Source organism: Candidatus Falkowbacteria bacterium, assembly GCA_018674305.1.
Lineage (GTDB): Bacteria > Patescibacteriota > Patescibacteriia > UBA11705 > JABHMO01 > JABMRF01.
The window spans coordinates 20169-36113 of the sequence record JABHAL010000002.1; the positions used below are offsets into that span (position 1 = coordinate 20169).

The window sequence follows — 15945 nt, forward strand, 5'->3', positions numbered from 1 at the left end:
GCTCATCAATGGCTCAGGAGTAAACAGTGAGCAAAATATTTGAACAAGGGAACTTTTGTCCAGAGTGTGCTCAACATGGACAGTACAAACTGATGCAGAAAGGCATAGTTGTTCTACGTTGTCCTGCTTGCCAACATGCCATGCCACTGCCTAAAGCAGAAATAAAACAACTCTCGGATCAAGCAGAACTTGAACTAGTTAGAGAAGAACGAATGAAACGAGCGATTATTAGACCAGACATCGGGGAAATTTCCTCCCGCTTTAATGGCCGAAACCCAAGACCGACCGATTCAATGACTACAGAGATGAAGAAAACAGGTTGCAAAACAAGATAGAAATACAAAACGCGGTTCGCACCTGAACCCCGTTTTTTTTATTTGAACTTTCTAAAGTTATCTAATTTTGCCCTCTTATAATGCCGATTTAATACTCTTCAAAGCTTCGGGAAACAATGGAACAAATACCGAACCAATTACTAACAACACACTCGCCACGCTAGAAATTGACATTTGCCATAATAACCAATCATTAAGCGGATATTTAAGTAAGAAATGTAAAATCACTGACAAAACAAAGATTCCTTCAACTAGACCTAGAATTAATCCCAGTAATTTATCAAAACTTGACACAAACGGCAGTATAGTAATAATTCTAAAAATCTTTCCAAACACCCAAAACATTAAACTGACTATTTTTATAGAAACGGAAAATATCAAGATAAAAGCTATCACTTTAGAAAAATTCGAATCACCAAACCAAGTAGCTACTACAGGAAAATAACGACTAGCAATAATAACTGCTACGATTATTCCAATAATAGAACCGAGAGATTCTAGAAATCCTTTTTTGAAGCCCAGCAATCCAATAACTAAGATCAAGCCTAATAAAATGTAATCTAGTGAGACCATATATGAATAATATCTAATATCCAATACCAAATATCCAATAATTTATTTTCACCTAGAGAAATTATACCATATTTTTTAAAACAAAAAAACGTCCAGATAAATTTTTATCCAGACGTTATGTTTTTTACAAACGGCGTCGTCGCCCACTGGTATTTGACTGCCAGTAAGGATCAACGGTAACTGTTGAGGTCTCATCTTCGACTAATACTTCAGACTCAAACTCATCTTCTTCGATTGCTACTTCGACCTCGTCCGCATCAACAAGGATCATACTTTCGATTTCATCAATGATAACATCCTCATCATCAAGAATAATAGGATCTAGCACTTCGACTTCATCCGCATCAACAAGGATAACACCCGCGTCATCATCGTAATCAAGAATAATCTCATCGGGATTTGGTCCGACTTCAATTTCACTTGGATGATCGTCAGTTGTGTCAACCATGACACCTTCATCTTCTTCAGGCTCAGGCGTAACTTCAGGCGCCTCAGCTCTGTTAGCCTTGGCGCCTTGGCTAAAATCCGGCGGTCCACCGTGGGCAGTCACCCCAATTGAAGTGTCTTCAGTAAAGTCAACCACCCTCCAACGTTCGCCATCAAACACGGCCAGCTTGACCCAGACAGTCAATTTGGGATGCTTGCGCTTGATGTTAGCAACAGCTTTTTCCAGATCAGCTTTGTAAGCTTTACGCTCAGCTGCTCGATCTCTGAACTTTTGAGTTCCACCATAAGCGCCACAATCATCATGAGCAACCAAGTAAACCTCAGTTACTCCATGTAGATCAACTGACAAGTTTACCATCTTCATGGTACTGTCACGAGTTATTACATCGGCCAACATTTTCTGTCCACCAGGAATTGTGACTACATCACAATCGTCCCGTAGTCCATTATCAATCATGAACTTGTGAACAGCACCTTGGATCCTAAAATCCATACATGTAACCAATAAAGAAGCACAGTTATGCGACATTTTTTCCCTCCTGTGTAAAGAACTTGACTGATTGTAAAGTTTAGCACATATTATAATATTGTCAAGTACTATTGCAAAATAACTCAAAAAAGCCCCTTTAGGGGCTTTTAACGTTTATCTTAAAGTTCCTTGATCTCAATTTCTTCATCTTCATTAAAAACAACTAGCATTTTACGTACAGCGATATCTGGATATTTTTTCTTTACTATTTCTTCTGCCGTTGTCATATCTTCGTCATATTTTGCTTTTTCAGATTCATCATCGTCAAAACTATCACTTCCACCATAGGCACCACAATCCTGATGCGCCATAAATATAACTGTATTTATACCGTGGAGTTTTACTGAAAGTTCAATTTGTTTCAAAACTGTAGCACGAGTATCTTCATCCAATAATGCTTTTTGTGCACCAGCAATAGATACTAAATCATAATCTTTTGTTAATCCGTTCTCATTTACCCAACAACAAATAGCTTTATGAAATCGAAAATCCATGCAGGTAATTAAAAGATTGTTGCAATTGTGTGACATAATTTGAATTTAAAATTATTATTATTAACCTTTATGTTCATAATCTTTAATATTTATTCCCCGCTGTTCAATGCGTCGTAAATGCTTACGACCGACTCTAATTCGAGCCAGCTCTTTTTCTATTTGTGCAGTCAGGGCTGCAAACTCTCGAGAGTCAACTGCTTTTTGTTCTCTCAAATCTGTTGCTCTCTGCATAGCAACTTTAGCTCTTTCTAAATCAATTTCCTCTGATCGCTCTGCTCTGTCTGCTAAAACTACAACTTTAGTTGACAATACTTCAAGAAAACCTCCAGCAACTGACACCGTTGTTTCACCTTCTCCCTTCCTAATAATAATTTCACCAGCTTTTAAAATAGAAATTAGCGGAATATGATTTGGCAAAATTGTAATTTCACCCATTTCTGTAGGAACAGTAACCGAATCAACGTCGTCTTTGTAAACGACTTTTTCTGGTGTAGCAATTTTAAAATTAATTTTCATGTGTTTTTTATTTTTCTACTTCGTCAATTGAACCTTTCATGTAGAATTGTTGCTCTGGTTTATCATCATGCTTACCTTCCAAGATTTCTTTAAAACCACGGATAGTATCTTTCAACGAAACATATTTCCCTTCCATTCCGGTAAATGTTTCAGCTACAAAAAACGGTTGTGATAAGTATTTTTGTACCTTCCGCGCACGAGCAACAAGCACTTTGTCTTCTTCTGATAACTCGTCAACTCCAAGGATTGCAATTATATCTTGTAAATCCTTATATCTTTGTAAAACTCTTTGAACTTCGCGTGCTACTTGATAATGTTCCTCTCCAACAATATTCGGATCTAAAATACTTGACGTAGAATCAAGCGGGTCCACAGCTGGATAAATTCCAAGTTCTGCTAAACTTCTCGCCAACACAACAGTAGAATCCAAATGTGCAAACGTAGTCGCTGGCGCAGGATCTGTTAGATCATCCGCTGGCACATAAACGGCTTGCACTGAAGTGATTGACCCCTTATTTGTAGAAGTAATTCTTTCCTGCATCAAACCCATTTCAGTTGCTAAGGTTGGTTGGTATCCAACGGCTGATGGCATACGCCCCAGCAAGGCAGAAACTTCTGATCCAGCCTGAGTAAACCGGAAAATATTATCAACAAATAACAAAACGTCCTGATTTTGATCACGAAAATACTCAGCCATTGTTAAACCAGTTAAACCAACACGAGCACGAGCGCCAGGTGGTTCATTCATCTGACCAAAAACCAATGTTGTTTTATCCAAAACTCCAGAGTCCTTCATTTCATGATATAGATCATTTCCTTCCCGAGTTCTCTCTCCCACTCCAGCAAAAACTGACTTCCCACCATGCTCCTGAGCAATGCTACGAATTAATTCCATAATCACGACAGTTTTTCCAACTCCAGCGCCACCAAACAAACCGATCTTACCACCCTTTACAAAGGGACAAATCAAATCAATTACTTTGATACCTGTTTCAAAAATCTCAATTTTGGTTGACTGTTCACTAAATTCTGGGGCTTTGCGATGAATAGGATAAGTTTGTTTTACTTTTACTTTTTCCTTCCCATCTATAACATTACCTAAAACGTCAAACATCCTACCTAAAGTTTCATCACCAACTGGCACACTGATTGGGGAGCCAAGATCAATAGCTTCTTGTCCACGCTTCAGTCCATCAGTTGAGTCCATAGCCACCGTTCTCACCTGTTTATCGCCCAAATGCTGTTGTACTTCTAAGGTCAACTTTTTATCTTTAATTTTGGTTTCCAACGCGTGATAAATTGAAGGCAATTCATCAGTGAATTCAACATCCACAACTGGACCAATAACTTGTTTAATAATTCCTTTGTTCATATTTGTTTATTAGATTAAAGATTTATAATTATATAATTACACAAAATTAATTTTCAATTTAAGACTTTGACGCCGCAGCCCCAGAACTAATCTCGGCGATCTCCTGAGTAATGGCAGCTTGTCTGGCTTGATTAAAAGACAAAGTCAAATCACTAATCATATCCTCTGCAGCATCAGAGGCATTTTTCATCGCCATCATTCGAGCACTATGCTCTGAAGCTTCTGACTCCAAAACAGCTTGATAAACCTGTACTTCAATTAAACGTGGGAGTAACTGTTCCAATACTTTCTCTGCGCTTGGTTCAAAAAGATATTCATAACTGTACTTGCCTTTAATTAAATATCTTTTTCTTTTTTCGTCAATAAACTGTTTTCTGGTTCCAACACCAGCACCTTCACTTTTACCTACAACACCTAAATACTCATCTGGTTCTGACTCAATTGGCAAAAGCTGTTTTACTCGTACTGTTTGTTTCATACTTGACTCAAAATCTGTAAAAGCCACAAACACTTTATCATACTTGCCACTACTAAAATCTTTTATGGCAATTGAAGCAACCGGCGCCACCTCATCAGCGGTTAAAGTTAAATCTTGCTTTTGGAAATCTGCCACGATATTATATCCAGCGCTTTTAATTATATCCCTTGGTTTCGAGCCCAAAGTTATAACTTCCGTAGTTTTTATATTTTTTTCATGTTTTTTTATTGAAGCAATTGCTTTTTGTACAACTTGAAGATTAAATCCACCACATAAGCCACGATTTGATCCAATCAAAACCAAAGCGACATTTTCAATCTTATGACGGTTAACCAATAGCACATGCTTATCCGAGTCTGTTCGCTCAGCTAAATTCAATACTGTTGCCCAGGCTAAATTTGAATAGTCACGTGTTGCCAAAACTGAATCAACCGCTTTGCGCATTTTTGCAGCAGCGACCATTTCCATAGCCTTGGTAATTTTCCTAGTATTACCGACTGATTTTAATCGACGTTTAATTTCTCTTGTACCTTTTGCCATAGATATTATGCTTTTTCTGTTTTTATTAACATTTCCTCAACAGTTCCCTTATAATCTTTAACAATTTTAACGATATCTTTTTCTAATTTTTCATCAAGTGCACCCTTCTTTTTTAGATCTAGCAATACATCCTTAGCATTATTATCAAAGTATTTATATAAACCATTTTCAAATTCGCTAACTTTTGCTACTTGTATATCATCCAAATGACCATTAATTACTGAATAAATAATAATAACTTGCTTTTCAACTTCTACTGGTTGATATTGGCCTTGTTTTAGAATTTCTGTAATTCTCTTTCCAGTTTCCAATTGCTTTTGAGTTGATTCATCCAGATCAGATCCAAATTGAGCAAAAGCTGCTAATTCACGATATTGAGCAACTTCTAATCGTAATTTCCCAGCCACTTTTTTCATGGCTTTGATTTGAGCACTTGACCCAACACGAGAAACTGACAAACCAACGTTAACAGCAGGTCTAATACCTTGATTAAATAAATCATTTTCTAAAAATATTTGACCGTCAGTAATAGAAATAACATTTGTTGGGATGTAAGCTGAAATATCGCCTGCCTGTGTTTCAATTATTGGTAAAGCAGTAATAGAACCACCACCAAAATCTTCATTCAATTTAGCAGACCGCTCAAGTAGACGTGAATGTAAGTAAAACACATCACCAGGATAAGCTTCACGCCCAGGTGGACGTTTTAGAAGCAAGGAAATCTCACGATAAGCTACGGCATGCTTGGATAAATCATCATACACAATCAAAACGTCTTTGCCTTGATCCAAAAAGTACTCAGCCATGGCACAGCCCGCCTGTGGCGCGATATAACTAATTGAAGCTGGCATAGATGCTCCAGCTAATACAATAATTGTGTGCTCCATTGCACCTTCTTCTTCCAGCTTAGCAACAATCTTTGCAATTTTTGATTCTTTCTGACCGATAGCCACGTATACACAAATTAAGTCCTTACCTTTTTGATTAATAATAGTATCAATAGCAATTGCGGTTTTTCCTGTTTGCCTATCACCAATAATTAATTCTCGTTGTCCACGTCCAATTGGAATCATTGAATCAATAGCTTTAATTCCTGTTTGAACAGGCTGATGCACTGATTTTCTAGTAATAACTCCCGGCGCGATCTTTTCAACAGGATAAAAAGTTTCTGTTTGAATTTTTCCTTTACCGTCTAATGGAGCTCCCAAAGGATCAAGAACACGACCGATAGTTGCTTCCCCTACTGGAACTTGCAAAATTTTACCTGTACTTTTAACAATTGTCCCTTCCTTAATTTCAAGACAGTCACCCAAAATCATTGCTCCAACTAATTCTTCCTCTAAATTCAAAGCAACTCCAAATACACCATTGCCAAAATCCAACATTTCAGCAGACATAACCTCAGAAAGACCAGCTATTTTTGCAATTCCATCACCAACTTCAACAACTCGTCCTGTTTCTTCAACTGACATGTTCTCATCAAAATCAGCAATCTGTTTTTTTAATGTTTCAACTACAAAGTCTTTATTTTTCGACATAATAAATAAAATTATTAAAAATTAATGTTTATATATTTATTCAAAGTTTTCTATTTTTTTCTCAAGACGATTTATTTTTCCGTAAACACTACCATCAATAACCATATCACCAATAATTATTTTCAATCCCCCCAACAAGCTTTCATTTATAACATTTCGCAAAACAACACTTGAACCGATCTTCTTTTTTACAATTTGGTTTATTGCCTTCTCCATTTCTGGGGTTAATGGGATAACTGACTCCACTACTATTTCTTCAATTTCATTATTTTTCAGGTTAGATTTTTTAGTTTGTTGTAAAATTTGGGAAAGATATATTAACTTATTATTTTTGATTAAGAGATACAAAAAATTATAAGTTCTTTTACTTAGAAAATCCTGGAAAATATTACTTAATGCTTCCTTTTTTTGAGCAAAAGTAACCTGCTTATTCATTAAATATTTTTTAAAATCCAAATTCTCTGCCAGCTTTTCTTCTACATTCTTTAATTCGTCAATTATTTGATCGTAGCAGTTGTGTTCCACCCCTAGCTCAATCAACGATTTTGCGTAATGTTTTATTTTGGCAATTTTCATAGTTATTTCAAATCCGCATTTTTCAAGTCCGCGATTGTTTGCTCAATTAATTTCTTATGTTTTTTTTCATCAATTGACCCAGATGCAATTTTATCCAACGCCAAGGCTATTAGTCCGCCAAGTTCATCTTTAACATCCTTCAACATCAATGTTCGCTCAGCACCGATCTGTGAGCGTGCATCAGTAATAATTTTTTCGACTTCCTTTTGTGCTTTAGTTACTTTTTCTGCTCGCACCTCTTCTCCCTGTTTTTCTGACTTAGAAATAATGCCCTGAGCTTCCTTTCTTCCCTTTTTTACTTCCACTTCTCTTTCTTCTTCAATCTCTAACATTTTTCCCTCAATTTTTTCTGCATCAGTAATACCTTTTTTGATTTTTTCCTCACGTTCTTTCATTAACTTAACCAAAGGCTTCAAAGCAAAGACTCCAAGCACTACAATAACAATTACAAAATTAACACTTTGCGCTATTAATAATCGCCAGTCAATGTGAAATGTTTTTATTAAATCATCCATATAAAATAGTTAAAAGTTAAAAGTTTATAAAGCTATAAAGATAATACTCTTGGACCTGCTCCGAATAATTTCGAAGCAGAACAAAAATATTACTTGATTGAAAATGCAATAACTAAAGCATAAATCGCAATCGCTTCAGCAAAAGCAGATGCTAATAGCATTGGAACCAAAATCTTACTTGCTGATTCTGGATTTCTTCCAATTGATTCCATTGCTTTAGCTCCGATTTTTCCAATAGCTAGAGCAGGAGCAAATCCACCAATGGCAATAGCAAGCGCCTTGGCAATAAGAGAAATTTCCATAGAATTATATTAACTTTCAAATCGACTGGATTGTTTCTTGTTTAAAGTCGTTATTCAGTTAATTATATTAATAATTAATTAATGTTCGTCACTCATGGCAATAGAAAAATATACTAAACTCAACATAGCAAATATCAAGGCTTGAATTACACCAACGATTATCTCCAAGAACATAAACGGAATTGGCAGACCAAATGCAAAAATAACGGCAATTGACGACAATAGCACTTCACCTGCAAAAACATTCCCAAATAAACGAAATGACAAAGAAGCAACTTTAGCAATCTCTCCAATTATTTCAACCAACCCAACGAAAAACTTAATTGGATTGACCACCACAATAGTTGGGTCTTTTCTAATTTTCATTGGAATATGCGCCAACGCCTTCAAATTAACAAATTTATTCAAATGCTTAAATGTGCCAACTGAGATCATACCAAAAATGTTGGCCACAACTACAGATATTAGAGCAAGGGCTAAAGTAGTATTCAAATCAGCTGTTCCTCCCCGAAAAAGTGGTACAAAAACTTTATGACCAAGGCCCTCTTGAATAAATCCAATAGACCCGATTCCAGGCAGTAAGCCCAACCAATTATTCATCAAAATAAAAACGAAAAAGGTTAAGACAATTGGGAACACTTTCATGGATTTTTTATGATCACCGGTAACTGAATCACAAAGATTTACACCTCCCTCAACAATCATCTCAAAAATATTTTGAATCCCTTTTGGTATTTGTTTAAGTTTTATTCTTATTGCAACGGCCAAAACAACCAAAACCACAACCACAATCCAGGTATTTAACAATGAATTAGTAATAGTAAAATTTCCAACATTAAGAATTGGCTCAGCACCAAGGGTTATTTCATGCCCTATATGTTCTTTAGTGGCATGTGTCTCCTGATTTCCAACCTCCTCATTATTAATGATTACCTGGAGATTTTCATTCTCATGATTTTCTTCTAGTTGCAAATTCATATTTCTTTAGTTTCCTTCGATTTGTTCGGTTTATCCATCTTCTTCATTTCTCGGATTGTTATTACAATCAAACCAATATTGGTAATTAAAAAAGCCACTGCTAAACAAACGATTAGGTAGAGTGGCTCGCTTTCAAACTTAGTATCAATCCAGCGCCCTAAATAAAGCCCCGCTATAATTGGGAAAACAATCCATCCTGAAACCTGCGCAAAAAATTCAATTGCCGGTTTCCACCATAATTTGTCTTGTTTTTTATCTTTAAGCATATGAAAGCAACTTCATTCTATCATTAAATTGAAAAAGGGTCAAGAGTTTTGTACACATGCCAGAAATGTAATAAAAAACCTGTTTTTTACATAAACAGGTTTTCTTATATTTTATTATAACTTGAACAATTTCTTAGCATTTTCATCAGTTTGTTTTTCAACTTGTTGAACGGACAAACCCTTCAATTCAGCAATCTTGGCAATCACATATTCCACAAAGGCCGGTTCGTTCCTTTTTCCCCTATGTGGAACAGGAGTTAAATACGGACAATCTGTTTCTGTAACAATTTTTTCTAGTGAGGTTTGTTTAATCACTTCATGATATTTTTCTGCCTTGTTAAATGTGATCACACCATTAAACCCTAAATAAAAACCTAAATCAACTAATTCAACAGCTTGTTCGGCTGAACCAATAAAACAGTGAATAACTCCCCCCTTTTTAATTCGATTATTTTTCAAAATCTGAATTAAATCCTCATACGCTTCACGACAATGAAGAATCATAGGTAAATCCAATTCATTCGCCAATTCTATATGTTTGATTAGAACTTGTTTTTGTTTTGTAATCTGCTCATCTTTATCATCTTCTGTTAAATGGTAATAATCCAACCCCGTTTCACCGATAGCGACTATTTTATCTGAACTTTTTCCAAGTTGTAAATATTTATCATAATCAAATTCTTCCGCCCGAGAAACAAACTCCACTTTTTCTTTATTATCAACTTGATGAGAGACTTCCCTTTCTTGTAAATGAATTGGATGCAAGGCAACAGCAACATAAACACCAGATTCATACTTTTCTGCCATTTGAACTGCTCGTTCACTGGTCGAGTACTGCGAACCAACCAAAATCATTCCAACGCCTTTTTCTTGCGCGCGTTTAATCACTTCGTCTGAGTCTTCTTTGTATGCGCTAAAGTTTACATGCGCATGAGTATCGAACATACAATTAATAAGGCTAAATATGGCGAAACAAGGTAATAAGGCACAACATAAAGTTATTTACGGATAAATAGTGGTTCACCTTTTTCAACCTTAGTTCCGGGTTTAATTCGGCCGACTTTTGTAGCTTCTTCATAAGCTAATTCGTCTTCGCCGAGACGCATTAGAATTTCCGCGCTCGTTTCTGGAAGAATTGGCTTAAGTAACCAACCTAAGTGACGAAGTATTTCTAGAAGATTATATATCACTTGATCAAGTTCGGTTTGCTTATTTTCCTTTCCAAGAACCCACGGCTTTGTTTTATCAATGTATCCATCACACCAGCTAATTACATCCCAAACTTCTCTCAGGTTTTCAAAAATCTTATAATCCGTAAAACCTTTATCAATTTTTTGCCAGGTTTTTTTTAAATCCAAGTTAGTGTCAAACTTTTTGTTCGGAACCTTTGAATCACAATACTTTTCAGCCATACTTAAAACACGACTAGTAAGATTACCGATGCCATTCGCCAAATCAGCATTAAACTTAACTGGAAACTCATCAACTTTCACATCACCGTCCTGGCCAAATACAAATTGAGAAATTATTAAATAACGAGCCGCATCAGCTCCGTATTCCTCAACCAGGTCATTGGGGTCAATGACATTACCCAACGTTTTACTCATTTTTTTTCCGTTTAAGGTAAAGAAGCCATGCACAAACAGTTCTTTTGGTTGTTCAATCTCAGCAGCCAGAAGCATTACCGGCCAAATAATACAATGAAATTTCAAAATGTCCTTTGCTAATAAATGCGTATCAGCCGGCCAAAACTCTTTGAAGTTTTCTCCCGAAGGAAACCCAAGAGCTGAGATATAATTGATCAAAGCGTCAACCCAAACATAAATTGTTTGCTTTTTATCAAACGGGACCGGAATTCCCCAATCAACATTTGCGCGACTAACAGCAATATCTTCCAAACCGTGTTCAATAAAACTTAACACCTCTTTCTTTTTGTCAGCCGGTAAAATCTTAATCTCATCTGACTCAATCTTTTTCTTTAATACATCTGCATAGTCAGACAACTTTATATACCAATTTTCTTCAGACAATGTTTGAGGTTCTTTGTTATGATCAGGACATTTACCTTCTACCAAATCATCTTCTTTTTTATATGCCTCACAACCAACACAATACAATCCTTCATAAGTGTCCTTGAAAATAAAATCGTTACCCTTCGGCGTTTTTGCGGATTTTAACTTTGTCAGAACCTCACCAACCACTTTTTCATGTCGATCTTCAGTTGTACGAATAAAATCATCAAATGAAATATTTAATTTTCCCCAAGCCGACTTAAACTCAGCAGAGACCTCATCCACAAAAATCTGTGGCTCCTTGTTTTCTGCTTTTGCTGACTGAGCGACCTTGGCACCATGTTCATCAGTCCCAGTCAAAAACCAAACCTTATCGCTTCCAAGTTTGAAACGATTATAGCGAGCCAACACATCTGCAACAATTGTAGTATAGGCATGTCCAATGTGTGGCTTGTCATTTACATAGTAAATGGGAGTTGTAATGTAAAATTTATTTTTTTCCATATTATTTTTTTGGCGAAATAACAACTGTAAACTCACCTTTTTCTTTTACTTGTTCTAGAATTTCTTCAGCTGTACCTCTATATATTGTTTCAAATTTTTTAGTTAATTCACGAGCAACTACAATTTGTCGATCTTCTTCAAGTTCAGTTTTCAACTTTTCTAGTGTTTTAATGATTCTGTGTGGTGATTCATAAAAACAAACTGTATATTTTGAATTTTTCATTAAGTCTAACGTCTTTTGTTGCCCCTTGCGAGGCATAAATCCTAGAAACAGGAACTTATCGGTTGGATAACCTGAAATTGATAAAGCAGAAGCTACTGCGCTTGGTCCTGGAATTGGACAAACTTCATACCCAGCTTCAATTGCTAATTGAACTAATTTACCACCAGGATCAGAAATTCCTGGGGTTCCAGCATCGGACACATAAGCGATGTCTTCATATTCAGCAATCAGCCTTTCAATTTTTTCTTCTGATGAATGCTGATGTAAGCTGATTAGCTTTTTCTTCAATTCAAACTTTTCAACCAACTTTCTAGTTTGCCGGGTATCTTCACAAAGAATAACATCTACATTTTTCAATACTTCAATTGCACGTAATGTCATATCCTGTAAATTTCCAATTGGGGTTCCAACAATGTAAATCATATTAACTAAATTATAGCAAAATTTAGCAATTTGTCCATGTATCCCACGGCACTTGACAAGATTATAGATTTATGCTATAATGTGGCTACATGTTTCATAGAAAAAACTATTGTCGAAAAAAGGAGGTGAACCATGGGGGCATGGCGGAGAAATACCGCAGTTGGTCAAAGTTAACTCGGTGTAACGAGTCACAGGCCAATAAGCCCAACAATCTACAGAAACAACACATCGCGCCCCGATCAACGTCGGGGCGCACTATTTTTAAATTATCCACAATCGTATTGACTCTCGTAATTTGACATGATATTATATAAAAGCCTTTTGAGGAGAAAGGCAAAGGTAAAACTGATTTTGAAAACTGAAGGAGGGAATCACGCTTAAACCTACAATTAGAGCGAGTAATTAAGGTCAAATGGCCTTACCACTACGAGTTGACGTCAACGTAACGTCCCGTAGGGAAAAAAACAAAGCACCGCGCTAGGCACACAATCTTTGGAAAGAGGAATAGACAGCTTGTCTGTCAATCCCGATAAGGCAACCTGTCATCCACAAGATGAAAGGAAAACAAGATTGGTCCAATAAAGCCGGTGCATTTTTTTACAAAAAATTAAAAGGAGACTTTTTGTTGCAAAAAGCCTCCCTTGATAACGTATCATTCACCTAGCACATTCTTCACACTGACCACAATCACATTCGTTAACATTAATTTCCCTGATTGGCCGAATCATTACAGTTTCTTCAATATTAACTAGCGCACCTGTTTCGACATGAACAGCACAACAAACTTCACCTGTTTCTCCATCAATCAACTGATGACGTTCCGGAATTTTCAGAAACAAATCCTCCTGAGTGCCAGACTCATTAAGCTTAAACAACGTTGTACCATGCTCCTCCGCGTCAAGATCAGCAAAACAGATCATTCAATTCCTCCGAAAAAAGGTTAACCTTGCTTTTAAAACATATCTGAGTAATACCTAATACTAACAGGTTTCTAAGAAAATGTCAACTCTTTTAAAATCAATCAGACTTGCTATAATAAAGACACTATGAAATCCAAGCGTAACAAAACTATAAGCGTCACAAAAGAGGATGAAAAAAACTTTCCAGTTTTTAAAATACACAATACCCAACCTCCAAGACCAAATTTAATCAACAAACTTTTTTATGGAGACTGCATTAAAGAGATGTCTAAATTACCAGACAGTTTTGTTGACTTAATCGTAACTGACCCACCCTACACCATACGCAAAGATTTCGGTAAAGGCACCGTCACCACGAAAGAAAAAGAATTTATAACCTGGTGCGAAAACTGGATTGAACAATGTTTTCGAATACTCAAGCCAAACGGTTCAATTTATATTTGCATAAACTGGGAAGCTTCAACTATTATTGAAGCTATCTTAAAAAACCATTTCATAATTCGCAATCGCATTACATGGAAGAGAGACAAAGGGCGCGGCGCCAAAAAGAATTGGAAAAATAACATGGAAGATATCTGGTTTGCAACCAAGGGCGATGATTACACTTTTAATTTAGAGGCTGTTAAAGTTAAAAAAGCTGTTATCGCCCCATACGTTGACAAAAAAGGAAAACCAAAAGATTGGCAGGAAGTTGATGGCAAGAAATTTCGTATGACTCACCCATCCAACATTTGGACTGATTTAACGGTCCCCTTTTGGTCAATGCCGGAAAACACTGAACATCCTACCCAAAAACCGGAAAAACTTATTGAAAGAATTATACTAGCAAGTTCGAACAAAGGGGAATTAATTTTTGATCCATTCATGGGCTCTGGAACAACCGCTGTAGTTGCTAAACGACTAGAACGAAACTACTTAGGCTTTGAAATTGAAAAACGGTTTTATATTTTGGCTCAGAAACGACTCAAAGCATTGAATCAACTCCGCGAAAGCATAGGCATTTAGAAGTTCAAAACAATAAACAATTTATTACTTGGGGTCTAGGGCGGAGTTCGCCGAAGCAGACGCTTCAAACATGCCAAGACCCACGCGATTTGAGCCCCAGCGCTTTTTGCGCTACTTTTTGGCGCCAAAAAGTAGCAAAATAAAAAACGACTCTGCCTCTTCAAATAAAAAACACTTTTTATATCCTGAAACAAGTTCAGGATGACAAAAAGTGTTTTTTTGTTGCTGAAAACTAAACTTACTCTGGTTCAGGACCTACTGGATCTGGACTTATAAAATCTTCTGCTTTCTCCTTTAATTCCTGTATGTCCTCGTAAGTATCCTTGGCTTTTTCATAGCCCTCTTGTACATCCTCAATTGTCTCTTTGGCCTGTTCATACTTCTGCTGAAGATCCTCAAAATTTTCTTTAGTCTCGCCAATCAACTGTTCTCCCTGCTCAATCCCCTGTTTAACATCTTCTTTTCCTTGTGGTAAAATCTTTTCAATCTGTTCCTTTTTATTATAGTAATCATCCACTATGTTAGTTTTTATACTCCGCACAAAATAAAAGATAACAAGAATAGCAAGACACAACACAATAAATATCATCCAGCAACACATCTTGTTCGTTGAATGTTTTCTTTTTTCTTTCTTGCTATCATTCGACTCACGTTTCGAATCTTTCAAATGCTTTCTCTTTTCTTCCAAATACTGATGGTTTTCCACTGCAAAATCTATCTCTCGTTTTATTTTTTCATTTGAATGTTTCATTTTTCACGAATACTTAAATCATAAAGAATTTGTTGCGCTTTTTGTAATGACCGTTTAGCTTGATCAAACTTAGTTCGCAAGTAACCCCCGTAATTGTACTGCATAAGTTCATGAATAATACCATCTATAACTTCAGAGGCCTTTTTCACTTTTTCAATCTCACCTCTAGTCGTCCAAAGAATCATCATTCGAACAATTTCCCCAGTCAAATCTGACAAACCCCCAATATATTCATCTGGCAACACAAAAAATTCTTCAACACCATCAATTTTTCTCCCTTCAATAAAGTCACTAAATAATTTAGCTTCTACATATTCTTCTACTGCCGCCTTCCAAGCACCTTCAATTCGGAGCTTACCATCTTTCCCAAAACGCTCTTCTAAACTAATAAGTCCTTTTTTTGACTCTTTAATTTTTTCTTCGGCTTCAGCCTTATTATCTCTTTGTAAAGCAAAAATTGCCTGTTTCGCTGATTGTAAGGCACCTGAACTTTCACCGATAATCTTTCGTCTGGAGATGTCATATTCAGTTTGACCTTGCAACACACCTTGCCAGAATTTTTTATTAAGCATAATAATTATGAGTAGTAAGTGATGAGCCCGCCTAATGACAGGCAGGTAGTGAGTGATATATTTAAACCAGTTACTA

The 15945-nt window shown here is 36.3% G+C and carries 20 protein-coding genes; 2 read left to right on the forward strand and 18 right to left on the reverse strand.

What is annotated here, in order from left to right; genetic code table 11:
• The first annotated feature begins 92 nt into the window (after positions 1-92).
• Positions 93-335 carry a hypothetical protein gene (locus tag HN643_00780; protein MBT7500192.1) on the forward strand — a complete coding sequence of 81 codons (243 nt, stop codon included), beginning with the start codon at positions 93-95 and terminating at the stop codon, positions 333-335.
• A 75-nt stretch (positions 336-410) separates the two neighbouring features.
• Here the strand turns inward: HN643_00780 and HN643_00785 are convergent, their stop codons facing one another.
• The 16 genes from HN643_00785 to HN643_00860 all read right to left on the reverse strand — a co-directional run bounded on the left by HN643_00785 (position 411) and on the right by HN643_00860 (position 13541).
• A complete protein-coding gene (locus HN643_00785) occupies positions 411-908 on the reverse strand; it encodes a CvpA family protein (GenBank protein ID MBT7500193.1) in 498 nt (165 codons plus the stop codon).
• 124 nt (positions 909-1032) lie between these two features.
• The gene (locus HN643_00790) at positions 1033-1848 is read right to left on the reverse strand and encodes a hypothetical protein (protein ID MBT7500194.1); all 816 of its coding nucleotides are present in this window, start codon (positions 1846-1848) and stop codon (positions 1033-1035) included.
• Positions 1849-2003: 155 nt separating this feature from the next.
• Positions 2004-2414 carry a hypothetical protein gene (locus tag HN643_00795; GenBank protein ID MBT7500195.1) on the reverse strand — a complete coding sequence of 137 codons (411 nt, stop codon included), beginning with the start codon at positions 2412-2414 and terminating at the stop codon, positions 2004-2006.
• Between the two features lie 24 nt (positions 2415-2438).
• Positions 2439-2894 carry an ATP synthase F1 subunit epsilon gene (gene atpC, locus HN643_00800; protein MBT7500196.1) on the reverse strand — a complete coding sequence of 152 codons (456 nt, stop codon included), beginning with the start codon at positions 2892-2894 and terminating at the stop codon, positions 2439-2441.
• A 7-nt stretch (positions 2895-2901) separates the two neighbouring features.
• On the reverse strand, positions 2902-4266 hold the full coding sequence (gene atpD / locus HN643_00805; protein ID MBT7500197.1) for a F0F1 ATP synthase subunit beta: 1365 nt from the start codon (positions 4264-4266) through the stop codon (positions 2902-2904).
• 58 nt (positions 4267-4324) lie between these two features.
• Positions 4325-5284 (reverse strand): ATP synthase F1 subunit gamma, encoded by a 960-nt coding sequence (gene atpG / locus HN643_00810; GenBank protein ID MBT7500198.1) that lies wholly within the window; start codon positions 5282-5284, stop codon positions 4325-4327.
• Between the two features lie 5 nt (positions 5285-5289).
• The gene (locus HN643_00815) at positions 5290-6822 is read right to left on the reverse strand and encodes a F0F1 ATP synthase subunit alpha (GenBank protein MBT7500199.1); all 1533 of its coding nucleotides are present in this window, start codon (positions 6820-6822) and stop codon (positions 5290-5292) included.
• Between the two features lie 36 nt (positions 6823-6858).
• Complete coding sequence (atpH, locus tag HN643_00820) at positions 6859-7398, reverse strand: ATP synthase F1 subunit delta (protein ID MBT7500200.1); 540 nt, start codon at positions 7396-7398, stop codon at positions 6859-6861.
• 2 nt (positions 7399-7400) lie between these two features.
• Entirely contained in the window at positions 7401-7913 is a 513-nt protein-coding gene (gene atpF, locus HN643_00825) for a F0F1 ATP synthase subunit B (GenBank protein ID MBT7500201.1), read from the reverse strand.
• A gap of 89 nt (positions 7914-8002) precedes the next feature.
• A complete protein-coding gene (locus HN643_00830; GenBank protein ID MBT7500202.1) occupies positions 8003-8215 on the reverse strand; it encodes an ATP synthase F0 subunit C in 213 nt (70 codons plus the stop codon).
• A 78-nt stretch (positions 8216-8293) separates the two neighbouring features.
• Positions 8294-9193, reverse strand: coding sequence for a F0F1 ATP synthase subunit A (locus HN643_00835; GenBank protein MBT7500203.1), 900 nt, complete (start codon positions 9191-9193; stop codon positions 8294-8296).
• Complete coding sequence (locus tag HN643_00840) at positions 9190-9459, reverse strand: AtpZ/AtpI family protein (protein MBT7500204.1); 270 nt, start codon at positions 9457-9459, stop codon at positions 9190-9192. The genes HN643_00835 and HN643_00840 overlap by 4 nt, the downstream gene beginning before the upstream one ends.
• A 114-nt stretch (positions 9460-9573) precedes the next feature.
• Positions 9574-10404, reverse strand: coding sequence for a TatD family hydrolase (locus tag HN643_00845; protein MBT7500205.1), 831 nt, complete (start codon positions 10402-10404; stop codon positions 9574-9576).
• Positions 10405-10457: 53 nt separating this feature from the next.
• Positions 10458-11975 (reverse strand): methionine--tRNA ligase, encoded by a 1518-nt coding sequence (gene metG / locus HN643_00850; GenBank protein ID MBT7500206.1) that lies wholly within the window; start codon positions 11973-11975, stop codon positions 10458-10460.
• A 1-nt stretch (position 11976) separates the two neighbouring features.
• The gene (rsmI, locus tag HN643_00855) at positions 11977-12621 is read right to left on the reverse strand and encodes a 16S rRNA (cytidine(1402)-2'-O)-methyltransferase (GenBank protein MBT7500207.1); all 645 of its coding nucleotides are present in this window, start codon (positions 12619-12621) and stop codon (positions 11977-11979) included.
• A 656-nt stretch (positions 12622-13277) separates the two neighbouring features.
• On the reverse strand, positions 13278-13541 hold the full coding sequence (locus HN643_00860; protein ID MBT7500208.1) for a hypothetical protein: 264 nt from the start codon (positions 13539-13541) through the stop codon (positions 13278-13280).
• Between the two features lie 126 nt (positions 13542-13667).
• Between HN643_00860 and HN643_00865 the strand changes: the two genes are divergently transcribed.
• On the forward strand, positions 13668-14546 hold the full coding sequence (locus tag HN643_00865) for a site-specific DNA-methyltransferase (GenBank protein ID MBT7500209.1): 879 nt from the start codon (positions 13668-13670) through the stop codon (positions 14544-14546).
• A gap of 238 nt (positions 14547-14784) precedes the next feature.
• On the opposite strand, the gene HN643_00870 is transcribed toward HN643_00865, so the two are convergent.
• Both HN643_00870 and HN643_00875 read right to left on the reverse strand, forming a co-directional pair.
• Positions 14785-15297 carry a hypothetical protein gene (locus HN643_00870; protein ID MBT7500210.1) on the reverse strand — a complete coding sequence of 171 codons (513 nt, stop codon included), beginning with the start codon at positions 15295-15297 and terminating at the stop codon, positions 14785-14787.
• Complete coding sequence (locus HN643_00875; protein ID MBT7500211.1) at positions 15294-15869, reverse strand: hypothetical protein; 576 nt, start codon at positions 15867-15869, stop codon at positions 15294-15296. The genes HN643_00870 and HN643_00875 overlap by 4 nt, the downstream gene beginning before the upstream one ends.
• Positions 15870-15945: the final 76 nt, after the last annotated feature.